The organism is Ruegeria sp. AB9, assembly GCF_056542585.1.
The window spans coordinates 54,169-68,951 of sequence record NZ_JBQGAA010000009.1; the positions used below are offsets into that span (position 1 = coordinate 54,169).

The following is a 14,783-nucleotide window of genomic DNA, read 5'->3' on the forward strand; positions in this document are numbered from 1 at the left end:
CTCATGACGATCTGGAACCTCGGCTCTATCAACGCGGATATGGTTTATGAACTACCGCATTTGCCTGCGCCGGGGGAAACTCTGGCCGCCCACGGGCTGGATCGTTTTCTGGGGGGCAAGGGCGCCAACATGTCCGTGGCTGCCGCACGGGCCGGATCACAGGTGAGCCATATTGGTGCCGTAGGACCGGATGGGCGCTGGGCGAAGGACCGATTGACGGAATATGGCGTGGATACGCGCTTTATTGCTGACACGGATGTGCCCACAGGACACGCGATCATTGCTGTGGATGTCGAGGGCGAGAACCTGATCATCCTCTATCCGGGGGCCAACCATGCTCTGGATGTCAGCCATTTGGGGCAGGCACTGTCATCGGCAAACACCGGTGACCTGCTGATCTTGCAGAATGAAACCAACGCACAGGTTGAAGCCGCGCAGTTGGGGCACAGGCTCGGGTTAACAGTTTGTTATGCCGCTGCGCCGTTTCAGGCCCAGGCGGTAAAAGCGGTTCTTCCATATCTGGATTTTCTGATTCTGAACGAGGTCGAAGCCGAACAATTGCGGCAGGAGACGGGGTTGAACGCTGCTGATCTACCGGTGCGGCATATCATTGTCACGCTAGGCTCAAAAGGCGCACGGTATTTGCAACAGGGCAGTGATCCGGTCGAGTTTGCAGCACATAGGGTGCAGGCCGTGGATACCACCGGGGCAGGTGATACCTTCACCGGCTATGTGCTGGCAGGTATGGATCGCGGAATGCCGATGGAACAGGCCATTCTGCAAGCGAACCGTGCCGCGGCCCTGATGGTCACGCGGCACGGAACGGCTGATGTTATTCCTGATCTGAGAGAAGTGCGTGACGCGTCCTTCGATTAAGACCCGGCGAAGGGTGCGTCTGTACCCCAAAGCTGTTTGACGCGCGCGTCGCGGCCGCAGGCTTTGCGATAGGCTTTATAGGCGCTGTGCTGGCGCTTGGGTCCAAAGCGGGTGAAGATCAGTTTGTTTCCTTTGTAGTAATCCTGATGATACGCCTCGGCAGGGTAAAAGGTGCCAGCGTTCAGGATCGGAGTGACAACCGTTTGGCCCAAGGCCCGTTGCGCTTCTTTCTTAGCTTGTTCTGCCAACGCCTTTTCGCCCGTGTTAGAGACAAAAATTGCAGTTCGATAGCTGCTCCCGCGATCGCAGAATTGGCCACCGGCGTCTGTAGGATCAACCGACCGGAAGAACATGTTCAGAAGCGTTTCACGTGACACCCGGGCGGGATCGAAAGTGATCTGAACCGCTTCATAATGACCGGTGCCACCTTTTGAGACCTGATCATAAGTGGGGTTCGCTGACTTGCCGCCGGTATAGCCCGATACGGCCCCGATAACGCCCGATACCGATTCAAAGTCGGATTCAACACACCAGAAACATCCTCCGGCAACGGTCAGTGTTTCTGCTCCTGCTGCGGGGGCAGGCAGGGCGCGCAGCATCGCAACCAAAGTGATCAGCGCGAACAGAATGGCTGGTTTGAAGGCATCAAGATAAGCAGTCCGTGTCATGTCGGGTCTCCTTTTGGGACCAAGGTGACCCGAGTTCGATCGACATTCAATTGCCTGACATCTGTTGTCACGCGCAGGTGAGACGAGTTTATCGATGGTAGATGCCAGATGAAAATCTCGTGCCGAGCCGTCTTGGCAGTTGGGCTCCATAGTCCCGGCGGTGCTTTATTCTTCGGCAAACCCGCCTTTAGCTTAGCCCAACAACTGCCCCAGTTTCATCGCGACACCCATATTGCCCGAGATCTTGAGCTTGCCCAAGGCGACACCTGTCATCGGGTTCAGCTTTCCGGTCAGCAGCTTGGTCAGGTTTTCCTGCGAGATGCGAATCGTACAATCCGTTTCCTGATCCAGCGTCGACGCCTGATTGTCGGCCAGAACAATCACACCGTCCTCACCACAATCGAATTTCAATGAGCCGTCAAAGGTTTTGCCGTTCAGGCCCTTTTGAATTCCATCGGCGATGTCCTGAAGCATCCGGGTTCCTTTCGCAGTTTCCGAATGCGTAAAGCGTGAGGTATCGTTCAGGCAAGGCTGACCCAACTGGAACTTCGGATCACGAAGCGCCGAGGCTCTGAACAGTCAGATCGCAGGGTTCACCACCATAAAAGGCGTCAAGTACCGCCTGAAACTCTGCCGGAGCATTCGCCACGGAGGAAAACAGCGTCATCGAAGAACGCAGCTTTCTTGCATCAATCCCGCCCAGAATGTCACTGACGTCACGCCCTTGGTGCAACAGCATAAGCGAGGCCGCCTCAGTCAGGCGGCGGCGCAGTTCGGTGTGGTTCAGGTAGCGGGTTGCCTCGTCCAGATCTTCGATCCCGTATAGCTGCGCCATATGAGACTGACCCAACTCGGCCAGTTGCGGAAACACAAACCACATCCAGTGGCTGGTTTTCTGCCCCTGTTTCAATTCACGCAGGACATCGGCCCAAACCGTGTCCTGCGCCTCAATGAACATATCGAGTTCGTCGTCGTTTTCGTCTTCGTCGATCACTTGGACAAACGCTTATCGCGCGCGGCCAGCAGTTTCAGACGCAGCGCGTTCAGCTGGATAAAGCCTGCCGCGTCGGTCTGATCATAAGCACCTGCGTCTTCCTCGAAGGTCACATGCGCCTCGGAATACAGCGAGTGATCCGACCAGCGGCCCACGGTCGAGGCCAGACCTTTGTACAGTTTCACGCGGACGGTGCCGGTGACGTGTTCCTGGCTCTTGTCGATGGCGGCCTGCAGCATTTCCCGCTCGGGGCTGTACCAGAAGCCGTTATAGATCAGTTCCGCATATTGCGGCATCAACTGGTCTTTCAGGTGCATCGCACCACGGTCCATTGTGATGGATTCAATCCCACGATGCGCTTCCAGCAGGATGGTGCCGCCCGGCGTTTCATAGATGCCGCGCGATTTCATACCGACGAACCGGCCTTCGACCAGATCCAGACGGCCAATGCCGTGCTTGCCACCATATTCGTTCAGCTTGGTCAGGATGGTGGCCGGGCTCATCGCCTCGCCATTGATGCTGACCGCGTCGCCTTTTTCAAAGCCGATCTCGATGAATTCCGGCACGTTCGGTGCGTCCTCGGGGTGGACCGTGCGCTGGTAGACGTAGTCCGGAGCCATATCCGCAGGGTCTTCCAGAACCTTGCCCTCGGACGAGGTGTGCAGCAGGTTGGCATCGACCGAGAAGGGCGCTTCACCACGTTTGTCCTTGGCAATCGGGATCTGGTTCTGCTCGGCAAATTCCAGCAGCTTGGTGCGGCTGGTCAGATCCCATTCGCGCCAGGGTGCAATCACTTTGATCTCTGGGTTCAGAGCGTAGGCAGCCAGTTCGAACCGAACCTGGTCGTTGCCCTTGCCGGTCGCGCCGTGGGCAACAGCGTCGGCACCGGTTGCTTCGGCAATTTCGACCAGACGTTTCGAGATCAGCGGCCGTGCAATCGAAGTGCCCAGCAGATACAGCCCCTCATACTGCGCATTGGCGCGGAACATCGGGAAGACGAAATCGCGGACGAATTCTTCACGGATGTCCTCGATATAGATGTTCTCGGGCTTGATCCCCAGCAATTCAGCTTTTTGGCGTGCGGGCTCCAGTTCCTCGCCCTGACCCAGATCGGCGGTGAAGGTTACAACTTCACAACCATACTCGGTCTGCAGCCATTTCAGAATGATCGAGGTATCAAGGCCACCGGAATAGGCCAGAACAACTTTCTTGGGCGCGGACATCTGACTTCCCCTTATTCGTAAGACGATTGGCCCCTAACGGGTTTTCGACGTGGGGGCAAGTTGTGACGATTGACGCAGGTAAGGAATTGGGGTGAAACAGGGGGAAAGAGAACAAGGATTGGTTGAAGGGACAGTTTTGGATGTTGGGTTGGCGTATTTTCAAACATGCGTTTGGCATGGTCTTCAATGATCTGGGTACAGCACTGCGGGTGTCGTCGCCTATCATTGCGGTGTCTGTGCTTGGACTGGTCCTGTTTTTTGTGGCAGGAGAAGGCTTTGTCACCGGTCAGAATGGAAGTTTCGGTGGGGTCATTCTTCTGACGGTTCTGCATTATATAGCAGCCCTGTGGGCCGCAGTGTCATGGCATCGCTATTGCCTGTTGGAAGAGTACCCGGATGGCGCAGCACCCGCATTCAACGGATCGCGCATATTGGCCTATTTCGGTTGGGGCCTTCTGTTGGGGCTGATTTTCATTGTGATGGCGGGTGGCGCAGGGGCTATCGGCTATGTCTTCAGTGGGACCGTGGGTCTGGCAATCATTGCCGTAAGCGTGATTTTCATCCTCTGGGTCGTGCAACGTCTCAGCATGGTCCTGCCTGCCAGCGCGGTAAACAATCCGATGTCACTTGGCGATTCATGGCGTGCAACGGACTCGGTTGCCGGAGCGATCCTTTTTACGTTCCTGCTTCTGGCGGCGTTTGGTTTTGTCATTGGATTTGTTGCGGGGTTCTTCGGAGTATTCTCAGCCACGCTGGGTTTTGCCCTCAATGCCGTTGTCCAGTGGATGATTGCCATGATCGGCCTGAGCATTTTGACGACACTGTACGGCGTTTGTGTCGAAAACCGCGAACTCGCCTAAACTGCGTACACATATGTATTCCTTGCCCTTCTCGCATTGATGCGGCACTGAACGGGTCATGAGTGACTTCATGACCCGCGCCCGTGCCGCCGAACAGGCGATGCGCACCGTGTTTCCGGCAACACCGTTGCAGCGGAATGCCCATCTGTCCGACCGCTTTGGGGCCGATATCCTGCTTAAACGCGAAGATCTCAGCCCGGTGCGGTCCTACAAAATCCGCGGCGCGTTCAATGCCATGCGCAAGCAGCAGGGGCAGGATTTGTTTGTCTGCGCCAGCGCGGGCAATCACGCGCAGGGCGTGGCTTTCATGTGCAAGCATCTGGACGTGAAGGGTGTGATCTTCATGCCGGTAACGACCCCGCAGCAGAAAATTCAAAAGACCCGCATTTTCGGCGGCGACAATATCGAGATCCATCTGACCGGCGACTATTTCGATGATACTCTTGCGGCCGCTCAAGCCTGGTGCACGCAACAGGGCGGATATTTCCTGTCGCCATTCGACGATACGGATGTGATTGAAGGTCAGGCCTCACTGGCGGTCGAGATCGAAGAGCAATTGGGCGGTGTGCCGGATCATATCGTTCTGCCGGTTGGCGGCGGTGGCATGTCCTCTGGCGTGGCCACATGGTTCGGGGATCGCAGCCATTGTCTGTTTGTCGAGCCCGCAGGTGGTGCCTGTCTGCGCGCTGCCTTGGCTGCGGGGCATCCAGTCTCGCTGGATCATGTGGATACCTTTGTCGACGGCGCAGCGGTTGGACGGATCGGTGAGCAACCATTTGAATTGCTGAAGTCACGCCACCTGTCGGATGTACTGGTTCTGTCCGAAGATCGCATCTGCACCACCATGATCGAGATGCTGAATGTCGAAGGCATTGTTCTCGAACCCGCTGGCGCGCTGGCGATCGAAGCGGTGGGCGATATCCAGAGTTTTGTGCGTGGCAAGACTGTGGTCTGTGTGACGTCTGGCGGCAATTTCGATTTCGAACGCCTGCCAGAGGTCAAGGAACGCGCACAGCGCTATTCCGGGGTGAAGAAGTATTTCATCCTGCGCCTGCCGCAACGCCCCGGCGCGTTGAAAGAGTTTCTGGGTATTCTGGGTCCCGAGGATGACATTGCCCGCTTTGAGTACATGAAGAAATCGGCCCGCAATTTCGGCTCGGTCCTGATCGGGATCGAAACCCGCAAGCCCGAAAATTTCATGCGCCTGTTTGCGCATCTGGACGAGGCGGGGTTCACCTACACCGATATCACCGAAGACGAGACATTGGCGCAGTTTGTCATCTAACTCAGGTTATTAGGCAACTCAGCTTCGAATTTCTGCTTCGAGCTCTCAAATACAGCGAGGATTGCGGGCAGATCGACATCTTCGCTCCGACCAGCGGCAGCCTGCCGTTCGCCATCCTGACAGAGTTTCGAAAACTGGTCGAACCCGAGACTAAGCGCGCTGCCTTTCAGAAAATGCAGATTCTGCTCGAACTCGGAACGGGTCGTATCCTGACGCAGGCGGGCGATGACGTCCTGCACTTCTTCCAGGAAGATGTCGACCACCTCATCAAACTCATCCGGGCCAACTTCGTCCCGCAATTGCCTGACTCTGTCCCAGTGGATCATGCTACCTCACTTGCCGTTGAACGCGCGTGCTTCAGGATTAGGCGCCGCCTGTAAAAACCGGGTTAACGGCAAAGTTCGATTGCGATCTTTGGTCTTCACCGGATGTTAAATCCGTTGGCGTTAGGGTTGCCGTGTGTGAACGAACTCATCAGAGCAGAGGGTAAATGGTGCCAGGGGCGAGTCTTGAGGACGCCAGATCAGATCTGGACTTCGGCGCGATCCGCAAGGTGCTGGTGGTGGATGACAGCCGTCTGCAGCGGCGTATTCTGGTCGCCTCACTCAGGAAATGGGGTTTTGAGGTGGTCGAGGCCGATACAGGTGATGCTGCCCTGGCGCATTGCAGGGACGACCCGCCCGATCTTGTTCTCAGCGATTGGGTCATGCCGGGGATGAGCGGTCTTGAATTTTGCTATGCTTTTCGCGCCTTGGACACAGATCAGTACAGTTACTTCATCCTCCTGACCTCCAAAAGCGAAAAGCAGGAAGTTGCGCGCGGTCTGGATGCTGGCGCAGACGATTTTCTGATCAAACCTCTTGAGGCAGATGAGCTGCGCGCGCGTATTTCAGCCGGCGCCCGTATTCTGGACATGCAACGTGAGTTATCGCAAAAAAACCGCCTGATTGAATCCGCGTTGGAAGAGCTCAGGTTGGCGCATGATGCGATCGACAAAGACCTCATGCAAGCCCGCAAGATTCAGGAATCACTGGTTCCAGAGCTGACACGGGGATTTGGCAACTCCCGGGTCAGCCTGTTGCTGAAGCCTTGTGGTCACATTGGTGGAGACCTTGTTGGCATGTTCTCACCCGGGGTCAATCGGTTGGGCTTTTACAGTATAGATGTGTCCGGACATGGCATCACTTCAGCGATGATGACGGCTCGGTTGGGGGGTTACCTGTCCAGCAAACATTTTGACCAAAACGTCGCTATGGAGCCAAGGTTCAACAAATTCTATGCGCTGCTGCCCCCGGAAGATGTCGCGAGACTGCTCAATTCCCGATTAATGGCTGACGAAGGGATCGAAGAGTACTTTACGATGGTTTATGCCATCGTGGATCTTCGCAACGGGCATCTGAAAATGGTGCAGGCCGGGCATCCACATCCCCTTCTGCTGCGTCAGGATGGTAGCACTGAATTTCTGGGTGACGGCGGATTGCCTATCGGATTGATCGAAGATGCGAGGTTTCAGCAAATCGAGACACGTATGCGACCTGGAGACAAGTTGTTGTTGTATTCAGATGGGTTTACCGAATGTCAGCTCGCTGATGGTGGCTTGCTGGAAGAAGACGGTTTGCTGCAGATGACACAACAATGCATTTCGGCAAAGGGTGGGTCGGAGTTCCTGGACGACATGTTCTGGCGTTTGACGCGAGAGATTTCGCCCGAAGACGGTATTGGGGATGACGTTTCCGCCGTTTTCTTTGAGTATAACGGACCTTAGAGCGAGTTTAGGTGCATTCCGGCAAAATGGCGGTCACCATCATTGCCCAGTTGTTCGACGGCAGCGGCAGTTTCGATCCACAGTGCTTCGTGAAATGCTTCGGTCGGCGGGCCCATACGACGCACGGGTCGGGCACGATAGATCATGCAGACCTTTTCAGCCCACTGATCGTATTCAGGCATATAGGTGAACCGTCGAAACGCCCCCACCCGACGGGGCGCGGTTATCAACCAGCCGGTTTCCTCAAATACTTCACGGTGCAGAGCGGTGATCGGCGATTCCCCGGGGTCAATACCACCACCGGGCAATTGCAGTTCGGGGTTAATACCGTCGTCATACCAGGTCACCAAAAGAGAGCGTCCGCGCGGCAGCAATACGTATACTCCCGGTCTTTGCGTGTATTTCCGCCCCGCCTCGGGGGTTTCACCGAACCGCCTGATCATGTATGGCCCCTTAAAACCCAATCTGTACGACCTATATGGTGCCGGTATGCCAACCCGTGGCGTGTAAGGAAACCCCATGTCTCTTGGAACAAAAATCGCGTGGGACGACACCGTCCTGCCCTTTCAACTTGATGCATCCGACATGCGCGGTCGCGTGGCCCGTCTGGATGGCGTTCTGGACGGAATCCTGAAACAGCACGACTATCCGGAACAGGTCGAAGCGCTGGTGGCCGAGATGGCCTTGCTGACCGCATTGATCGGCCAGACGGTTGCTTTGCGTTGGAAGCTGTCCCTGCAGGTGCAGTCAAAAGGTGCAGTCCGCATGATCGCGACCGATTATTACGCGCCGCAGGAAGAGGGCCAGTCCGCCCAGATTCGCGCCTATGCCAGCTTTGACCGCGACCGGCTGACCGACGCCGCTCCGTTTGATCAGGTGGGCGAAGGGTATTTTGCCATCATGATCGATCAGGGCGAAGGCACCCAACCGTATCAAGGGATCACTCCCTTGGCCGGTGGGTCGCTGAGTGTCTGTGCCGAGGCGTATTTTGCGCAGTCGGAACAGCTGCCGACCCGATTCTCGTTGAGCTTTGGCAAATCGACCGAACCGGGCGTGGGCGAGCATTGGCGCGCCGGTGGCATCATGTTGCAGCACATGCCCAAAGCCTCGCCCTTTGCCGCATCGGGCGAGGGCAACGGTGAAATTCTGACGGCCAGTGATCTGGTTGACGGCGAAGAAGGAGAGAACTGGGGTCGGGTCAACATCCTGCTGGATACGGTCGAGGATCTTGAGTTGATCGGCCCCTCGGTTGCACCGACCGACCTTTTGGTCCGCCTGTTTCACGAGGAACAGCCGCGCGTTTATGATGCGCAGTCTGTGCAGTTCGGCTGTACCTGTTCCGAAGATCGCGTGCGGCAGAGCCTGTCGATCTACTCGGCCAAGGATATCGAAAAGATGACAACACCCGAAGGTCGGGTCACGGCGGATTGTCAGTTCTGCGGGGCTCATTACGTACTGGACCCCGCAACTGTCGGGTTCGACGCCGAAGACTCCAAGGGTGTATGACCCGGTTGAACAGATCCGGGCGGCCTTGTGCCGCCCCGGTCACGGGTCCAGCGATTTTGATCTGAACCCGGGTACCGTTCTGCCGCCCGGACGACGGTTGCGCGCGGCGGGTGTTCTGGTTGCTATTTCACTGGCCGATGACACGCCACAGGTGATCCTGACCAAACGGTCTTCGGCGCTGAAGCACCATCCGGGGCAGATCGCCTTTCCCGGCGGCAAACAGGATGAAACCGATGTCGACGTTACGGCAACGGCTCTCAGGGAAGCGCAGGAAGAAATTGGCTTGCCGCCGGAAATGCCAGAGATTCTGGGGTTTCTGCCCTCGCATGAAACCGTGACTTCTTTCACCGTCACACCGGTGGTTGCAATTTTGCGCGACACGTTCGATCCGGTGCCTGAACCCGGGGAAGTCGATGAGGTTTTTTCGACCCCTCTTGCCCATCTTTTGAATCCCGAGAATTATCTGGTTGAATCGCGCCGCTGGCGCGGTCAGAAACGCAGGTATTACGCAGTTCCGTTCGGCCCTTATTACATCTGGGGCGCGACGGCCCGTATATTGCGCGGGCTTGCAGCACGGGTGAATGAATGATGAAAATTGTCGAGCCCTGGGTCCGTGAACCTGTGACCCAAAAGGTTTGTTCGGCCCTGACCTCATCTGGGGCCCAGGCGCTTTTTGTAGGCGGTTGTGTGCGCAATGCGCTGCTTGGCGCGCCAGTTTCGGATATCGACATTGCCACCGATGCGCGGCCCGAACAGGTTGTCGAAGTGGCCCGGGCCGCGGGGCTCAAGGCCATTCCAACCGGCATTGAGCACGGTACGATCACTGTGGTCGGCGCAGGTATCCCACACGAGATTACCACATTCCGCCGTGACGTGGAAACTGACGGCCGTCGCGCCGTGGTGGCGTTTTCCGATCATGTTGAAGAAGACGCGGCACGGCGTGATTTCACCATGAACGCGATCTATGCAAAGCCCGATGGCGCTGTGTTAGACCCGCTTGGGGGCCTTCCTGACCTTGAGGCCCGGTTGGTGCGGTTTATCGGAACAGCTGAAAATCGAATTCGTGAAGATTACCTTCGCTCGCTTCGCTATTTTCGCTTTCACTCCTGGTACGGTGACCCGGATGCCGGTTTTGACCCCGATGCGTTGGCCGCCATCGGTGCCAATCTTGAGGGGCTGGAATCGTTGTCGCGTGAAAGGGTTGGGGCAGAGCTGCTGAAGCTGTTGGCATCGCCTGATCCGGCCCCCGCCGTTGCTACGATGCGCAGCACGGGCGTTTTGACCCGGTTGTTACCGGGTGCGGACGACCGGTCTTTGGCGCCTTTGATCGCGCTGGAACAAGCGGCGGGTGCCGATCCCGATCCGGTGCGCCGTTTGGCAGCCATGGCCACGCCCGACGATGCCGCGACATTGCGGTTGAGCCGTTCGCAGTTGCAACGCCTGACCCGTATGCGCGAGGAGGCGCAGGCCGCAACCAGCGTGGCCGAACTGGGATACCGCTATGGCGACGAAGGTGGATTGCATGAAACCCTCTTGCGCTGCGCTTTTCTGGAGCAACCCTGGTCCGAACACCTAAGGCGTGATCTACACGCAGGGGCAGCGGCTCGTTTCCCGATACAAGCCAGGGATCTGATCCCCACATTCACCGGCCCGGCGCTGGGCAAGAAGCTGGCCGAGCTTGAAAAGCTTTGGATCGCCTCCGGTTTTGCGCTGTCGCGCGAAGAGTTGCTGGCGCGTTAGCACGAAGTCTCAAAAGGGGATGACAACTTTGATCCTTTGTGCTTAGGTGCGCCTGTCACATGGATGGAGGAATGCGAATGTATTACGGGATCTGGTTCGGCTAAAGCCGGGACACTTGCCCCGTAAAGGGTGGTGTTCGGGCGCCATCTTTCTTCGCATGTCTAATCACTTGCTCAATCGGAGCACTCTCCATGTTTCGCTATTTCGAAAACCTTGTTGACCCTTTTGCCGCGTATCGTGAAACGGACATCCCTCCGACACGGCTGTGGCCTTTCATGTTGGACTATTCGCGGCCCTTCTTTCGGGTATTTGTCTGGGCCGCGCTGATTTCCATCATCGTCGCGGGCGTTGAAATCGGGCTGATCTACTACATGGGTCGCGTTGTTGACCTGCTGGGTGGTACCCCGGCGGAAGTCTGGCAGAACCACGGGACGGAACTGTTATTGATGGCAGCCTTCGTGCTCCTGCTGCGTCCGCTTCTGCATCTGATCGATGTGCTGCTTCTGAACAATTCGATCCTGCCCAATTTCGGCACGCTTATCCGTTGGCGTGCGCACAAACACGTTTTGCGTCAATCAGTTGGCTGGTTCGAAAACGACTTTGCCGGACGGATTGCAAACCGGATCATGCAAACCCCTCCTGCAGCGGGTGAGGTGGTCTTTCAGGTTTTTGACGCGATTTCCTTCTCGCTGGCGTATCTGATCGGCGCGGCGATCCTGCTGTACGCAGCGGATCCGCGTTTGTTGATCCCGCTGCTGATCTGGTTCGCGTTCTATGCGGTGCTGGTGCGTTGGACGGTTCAGCGTGTCGGTCCGGCGTCCAAGGCAGCCTCGGACGCGCGCTCGACCGTCACGGGTCGGGTCGTGGACAGCTATACGAACATCCATTCGGTCAAAATGTTCGCCCATGGCCCGCAAGAGCTGGACTATGCCCGTGAGGCGATCGAAGAAACCCGCAGGACTTTCCAGATCGAGATGCGGATTTTCACCATAATGGATGCGGTCCTGGTCACTTTGAACGGCATGCTGATCGTGGGTGTTGTAGGCTGGGCGATTGCCTTGTGGATGCAAGGCAGCGCTTCGGTCGGTGTTGTCGCGGCGGCCACGGCGCTGACCCTGCGCCTGAATGCGATGACGGGATGGATCATGTGGGCCCTGACCAGCTTTTTCCGCCAGCTTGGTATCGTGGCCGAGGGGATGGAGACCATCGCTCAACCCATCGATCTGCTCGACTCGCCGGCGGCGAAACCCCTGCAGCTCAGCAAGGGCGAGATTCAGATTCGCGATCTCTCACATCACTACGGTCGCGATGCGGGCGGTTTGGATCATATCAATCTGACCATCCGGCCCGGTGAAAAGATCGGTTTGATCGGACGTTCCGGTGCGGGTAAATCGACCCTAGTAAAGCTGCTTTTGCGGTTTTATGACGTCGAGCGCGGTGCAATTCTGATCGACAACCAGAACATTGCGCAGGTCACACAGGACAGTCTGCGCAGCCATATCGGCATGGTCCAACAAGACAGCGCGCTGCTTCACAGGTCCGTGCGCGACAACATCCTCTATGGGCGCCCGGATGCGTCCGAGGCGCAGATGATCGCCGCCGCCAAGCAGGCCGAAGCGCACGAGTTCATCCTTGACCTGCAAGATCCGCAGGGTCGAACTGGGTACGACGCTCATGTGGGTGAACGTGGAGTGAAGCTGTCCGGTGGTCAGCGACAGCGGGTGACGCTGGCGCGGGTGATCCTGAAGGACGCGCCGATCCTGTTGTTGGACGAGGCGACATCTGCACTAGATTCCGAGGTTGAAGCCTCAATTCAGGAAACTCTCTACGGCATGATGCAAGGTAAAACCGTGATAGCCATCGCTCACAGGCTCAGCACCATCGCGCAGATGGACCGGATTCTGGTTATGGATGCGGGCCGCATTGTCGAAGAAGGTGCGCATTCCGACCTGTTGGCGCAGGGCGGGCTTTACGCGCAGTTCTGGGCGCGGCAATCTGGCGGCTTCGTGAACCCGGAGGCTGCTGAATGAGGGTTGCTGACCTCATCTACCCCTTCAAGAACATCGAAACGCCCCCACCACAGACTTTGGGGGCGTTCATTCGCTGGAACCTGTCCGGGGCCTGGCCCATGCTTTTTGTTGCGGCATTCTTTTCGGCGATCGCTGGCGCGATGGAGGCGGTCACGGCCTGGATTCTTGGCCGTGTCATTGACGTGGCGACCTCAAGCGGGCCCGAGAACTTTCTGACCGCTGAAAACATGTGGATGATCTTTGGCGCGGTCACTTTCTTCATGCTGCTGCGTCCGATCTTGTTTGGCCTGTCGTCTCTGTCGAACAACTACATCGTGATGCCCAACATCACACCTCTGGTGCTGGCCAAGCTGAACCGTTGGACGCTGGGCCAGTCGGTGACTTATTTCGATGACGATTTTGCCGGCCGGATTGCTCAGAAACAGATGCAGACATCGAACGCCATGGCGTCAGTCGTGTCAGAAACGATCAGCGCAATTGTATTTGCCTTGGCGTCATTGTTGGGATCTTTGCTTTTGTTAGGGTCTATTCATCCGTTGGTGATGTTACCCTTTGCCGCCTGGTTGGCGGTCTATTTCCTGCTTGTACGTTGGTTTCTGCCTCGCATCCGCGTGCGGTCTGGCGCGCGAGCTGGTGCGAGGGCGATGGTGTCGGGGCAAGTGGTCGATACGATTACCAACATCAAGACGGTCAAACTGTTTGCGCATTCCGCGTTCGAAGATCAGGCCGCGCGCAAGTCGATGGTCGAGTTGCGCGAAAGATCGCTGGATTTTGGTAAATTGTCCGCCAGTTTCCGGTTCATCCTGATGACACTGGCCGGTGTCCTGCCCGTTTTGTTGTTGGGCGCGACCTTGTGGCTGTGGCAGGTCGGCATGGCGACCACCGGGGACATTGTTGCCGCTGGGGCTGTCTCGATCCGCATTGCTCAGATGACCGGTTGGGTGAGTTTCACGCTGATGGGGCTATATGCCAATGTGGGTGAGATCGAAAACGGGATGAAGACGCTGGCCAAGCGAGACCGGGTCGAGGATGTGGGCGGCGCGAAAGATCTCAAGGTGTCCGAAGGGTCGATCTCATTCGAAGGTGTCGGTTTTGCTTATGGCCGGGATATCGGTGGGGTCACGGATTTGACCCTGACCGTCAAACCGTGTGAAAAACTGGGCATCGTAGGTGCATCGGGGGCCGGAAAATCCACACTCGTGTCGTTGCTGCTCAGGCTTTATGACAAAGAAAGTGGCTTTATATTCATTGATGGTCAGGACGTGTCGCAGGTGACGCAAGACAGCCTGCGCCGCCAGATCGGTATGGTCACGCAGGAGACCGCAATGTTCAACCGTTCCGCGCTTGAGAATATCCTGTATGGCAGGCCGGACGCATCAGAGGACGAAATGATCGCTGCCGCAAAAAAGGCCGAAGCGCATGAATTTATCCTGAGCCTCGAGGATGCGAACGGTCGCAAAGGCTATGATGCTCATCTGGGTGAGCGCGGTGTAAAGCTCAGTGGCGGGCAGAGGCAACGGATTGCACTGGCGCGCGCCATTCTGAAGGACGCGCCGATCCTGGTTCTTGATGAGGCGACATCTGCACTGGATTCCGAAGTTGAAGCGTCGATTCAAACAGCGCTGCATCGGGTCATGGAAGGCAAAACCGTGCTGGCCATTGCGCATCGGCTGTCCACACTCAGCGAGATGGACCGGATAATTGTTCTGGACCAGGGGCGGATCGTGGAAACCGGCACGCACGCGGCGCTGTTGGAGCAGGGCGGGCTGTACGCGCGGTTCTGGCGCCGTCAATCGGGTGGCTTCATTCAGGCGGAAGCTGCGGAATAAGGCTTTT

General features: G+C 57.1%; 15 protein-coding genes. 9 read left to right on the forward strand and 6 right to left on the reverse strand.

Going from position 1 to position 14,783, the window contains the following annotated elements:
- Positions 1-3: 3 nt before the first annotated feature.
- Positions 4-876 (forward strand): ribokinase, encoded by an 873-nt coding sequence (locus tag ACR0K5_RS17090; protein WP_480630855.1) that lies wholly within the window; start codon positions 4-6, stop codon positions 874-876.
- Here ACR0K5_RS17090 and msrA read toward each other — a convergent pair.
- The 4 genes from msrA to ACR0K5_RS17110 form a co-directional block, all read right to left on the reverse strand.
- Positions 873-1,544, reverse strand: coding sequence for a peptide-methionine (S)-S-oxide reductase MsrA (gene msrA, locus ACR0K5_RS17095; RefSeq protein ID WP_480630856.1), 672 nt, complete (start codon positions 1,542-1,544; stop codon positions 873-875). The two genes, ACR0K5_RS17090 and msrA, sit on opposite strands and share 4 nt — an antisense overlap.
- A gap of 192 nt (positions 1,545-1,736) precedes the next feature.
- Entirely contained in the window at positions 1,737-2,018 is a 282-nt protein-coding gene (locus ACR0K5_RS17100) for an SCP2 sterol-binding domain-containing protein (RefSeq protein ID WP_480630857.1), read from the reverse strand.
- A gap of 79 nt (positions 2,019-2,097) precedes the next feature.
- Positions 2,098-2,502, reverse strand: a complete 405-nt coding sequence (locus ACR0K5_RS17105; protein ID WP_480630954.1) for a DUF1810 domain-containing protein — start codon at positions 2,500-2,502, stop codon at positions 2,098-2,100.
- 32 nt (positions 2,503-2,534) lie between these two features.
- Complete coding sequence (locus ACR0K5_RS17110) at positions 2,535-3,761, reverse strand: argininosuccinate synthase (RefSeq protein WP_480630858.1); 1,227 nt, start codon at positions 3,759-3,761, stop codon at positions 2,535-2,537.
- Positions 3,762-3,901: 140 nt separating this feature from the next.
- Here ACR0K5_RS17110 and ACR0K5_RS17115 point away from each other — a divergent pair, with 140 nt between their 5' ends.
- Together ACR0K5_RS17115 and ilvA are read left to right on the forward strand one after the other, a co-directional pair.
- Positions 3,902-4,621 carry a hypothetical protein gene (locus ACR0K5_RS17115; RefSeq protein WP_480630859.1) on the forward strand — a complete coding sequence of 240 codons (720 nt, stop codon included), beginning with the start codon at positions 3,902-3,904 and terminating at the stop codon, positions 4,619-4,621.
- A 58-nt stretch (positions 4,622-4,679) separates the two neighbouring features.
- Complete coding sequence (gene ilvA / locus ACR0K5_RS17120) at positions 4,680-5,906, forward strand: threonine ammonia-lyase IlvA (RefSeq protein ID WP_480630860.1); 1,227 nt, start codon at positions 4,680-4,682, stop codon at positions 5,904-5,906.
- Here ilvA and ACR0K5_RS17125 read toward each other — a convergent pair.
- The gene (locus ACR0K5_RS17125; protein ID WP_480630861.1) at positions 5,903-6,232 is read right to left on the reverse strand and encodes an Hpt domain-containing protein; all 330 of its coding nucleotides are present in this window, start codon (positions 6,230-6,232) and stop codon (positions 5,903-5,905) included. The genes ilvA and ACR0K5_RS17125 overlap by 4 nt on opposite strands.
- 164 nt (positions 6,233-6,396) lie before the next feature.
- On the opposite strand from ACR0K5_RS17125, the gene ACR0K5_RS17130 reads away from it, so the two are divergent.
- The gene (locus ACR0K5_RS17130) at positions 6,397-7,671 is read left to right on the forward strand and encodes a PP2C family protein-serine/threonine phosphatase (protein WP_480630862.1); all 1,275 of its coding nucleotides are present in this window, start codon (positions 6,397-6,399) and stop codon (positions 7,669-7,671) included.
- Here the strand turns inward: ACR0K5_RS17130 and ACR0K5_RS17135 are convergent.
- The gene (locus ACR0K5_RS17135; protein ID WP_480630863.1) at positions 7,668-8,114 is read right to left on the reverse strand and encodes an NUDIX hydrolase; all 447 of its coding nucleotides are present in this window, start codon (positions 8,112-8,114) and stop codon (positions 7,668-7,670) included. The two genes, ACR0K5_RS17130 and ACR0K5_RS17135, sit on opposite strands and share 4 nt — an antisense overlap.
- Positions 8,115-8,190: 76 nt before the next feature.
- Here ACR0K5_RS17135 and hslO point away from each other — a divergent pair, with 76 nt between their 5' ends.
- The 5 genes from hslO (at position 8,191) to ACR0K5_RS17160 (ending at position 14,776) form a co-directional block, all read left to right on the forward strand.
- Positions 8,191-9,177, forward strand: a complete 987-nt coding sequence (gene hslO / locus ACR0K5_RS17140) for an Hsp33 family molecular chaperone HslO (RefSeq protein WP_480630864.1) — start codon at positions 8,191-8,193, stop codon at positions 9,175-9,177.
- Positions 9,170-9,766, forward strand: coding sequence for a CoA pyrophosphatase (locus ACR0K5_RS17145; RefSeq protein ID WP_480630865.1), 597 nt, complete (start codon positions 9,170-9,172; stop codon positions 9,764-9,766). The genes hslO and ACR0K5_RS17145 overlap by 8 nt, the downstream gene beginning before the upstream one ends.
- A complete protein-coding gene (locus tag ACR0K5_RS17150) occupies positions 9,763-10,917 on the forward strand; it encodes a CCA tRNA nucleotidyltransferase (protein ID WP_480630866.1) in 1,155 nt (384 codons plus the stop codon). The genes ACR0K5_RS17145 and ACR0K5_RS17150 overlap by 4 nt, the downstream gene beginning before the upstream one ends.
- Positions 10,918-11,108: 191 nt before the next feature.
- Entirely contained in the window at positions 11,109-12,947 is a 1,839-nt protein-coding gene (locus ACR0K5_RS17155) for an ABC transporter ATP-binding protein (RefSeq protein ID WP_480630867.1), read from the forward strand.
- Positions 12,944-14,776 carry an ABC transporter ATP-binding protein gene (locus ACR0K5_RS17160; protein ID WP_480630868.1) on the forward strand — a complete coding sequence of 611 codons (1,833 nt, stop codon included), beginning with the start codon at positions 12,944-12,946 and terminating at the stop codon, positions 14,774-14,776. Before ACR0K5_RS17155 ends, ACR0K5_RS17160 begins: the two co-directional genes overlap by 4 nt.
- Positions 14,777-14,783: the final 7 nt, after the last annotated feature.

What these genes read in the sequence shown, in the direction of transcription:
- ACR0K5_RS17090 (WP_480630855.1), top strand. Translation starts at nt 4, where the DNA reads ATGACGATCTGGAACCTCGGCTCTATCAACGCGGATATGGTTTATGAA.
- msrA (WP_480630856.1), bottom strand. Translation starts at nt 1,544, where the DNA reads ATGACACGGACTGCTTATCTTGATGCCTTCAAACCAGCCATTCTGTTC.
- ACR0K5_RS17100 (WP_480630857.1), bottom strand. Translation starts at nt 2,018, where the DNA reads ATGCTTCAGGACATCGCCGATGGAATTCAAAAGGGCCTGAACGGCAAA.
- ACR0K5_RS17105 (WP_480630954.1), bottom strand. Translation starts at nt 2,502, where the DNA reads ATGTTCATTGAGGCGCAGGACACGGTTTGGGCCGATGTCCTGCGTGAA.
- ACR0K5_RS17110 (WP_480630858.1), bottom strand. Translation starts at nt 3,761, where the DNA reads ATGTCCGCGCCCAAGAAAGTTGTTCTGGCCTATTCCGGTGGCCTTGAT.
- ACR0K5_RS17115 (WP_480630859.1), top strand. Translation starts at nt 3,902, where the DNA reads ATGTTGGGTTGGCGTATTTTCAAACATGCGTTTGGCATGGTCTTCAAT.
- ilvA (WP_480630860.1), top strand. Translation starts at nt 4,680, where the DNA reads ATGAGTGACTTCATGACCCGCGCCCGTGCCGCCGAACAGGCGATGCGC.
- ACR0K5_RS17125 (WP_480630861.1), bottom strand. Translation starts at nt 6,232, where the DNA reads ATGATCCACTGGGACAGAGTCAGGCAATTGCGGGACGAAGTTGGCCCG.
- ACR0K5_RS17130 (WP_480630862.1), top strand. Translation starts at nt 6,397, where the DNA reads ATGGTGCCAGGGGCGAGTCTTGAGGACGCCAGATCAGATCTGGACTTC.
- ACR0K5_RS17135 (WP_480630863.1), bottom strand. Translation starts at nt 8,114, where the DNA reads ATGATCAGGCGGTTCGGTGAAACCCCCGAGGCGGGGCGGAAATACACG.
- hslO (WP_480630864.1), top strand. Translation starts at nt 8,191, where the DNA reads ATGTCTCTTGGAACAAAAATCGCGTGGGACGACACCGTCCTGCCCTTT.
- ACR0K5_RS17150 (WP_480630866.1), top strand. Translation starts at nt 9,763, where the DNA reads ATGATGAAAATTGTCGAGCCCTGGGTCCGTGAACCTGTGACCCAAAAG.
- ACR0K5_RS17155 (WP_480630867.1), top strand. Translation starts at nt 11,109, where the DNA reads ATGTTTCGCTATTTCGAAAACCTTGTTGACCCTTTTGCCGCGTATCGT.
- ACR0K5_RS17160 (WP_480630868.1), top strand. Translation starts at nt 12,944, where the DNA reads ATGAGGGTTGCTGACCTCATCTACCCCTTCAAGAACATCGAAACGCCC.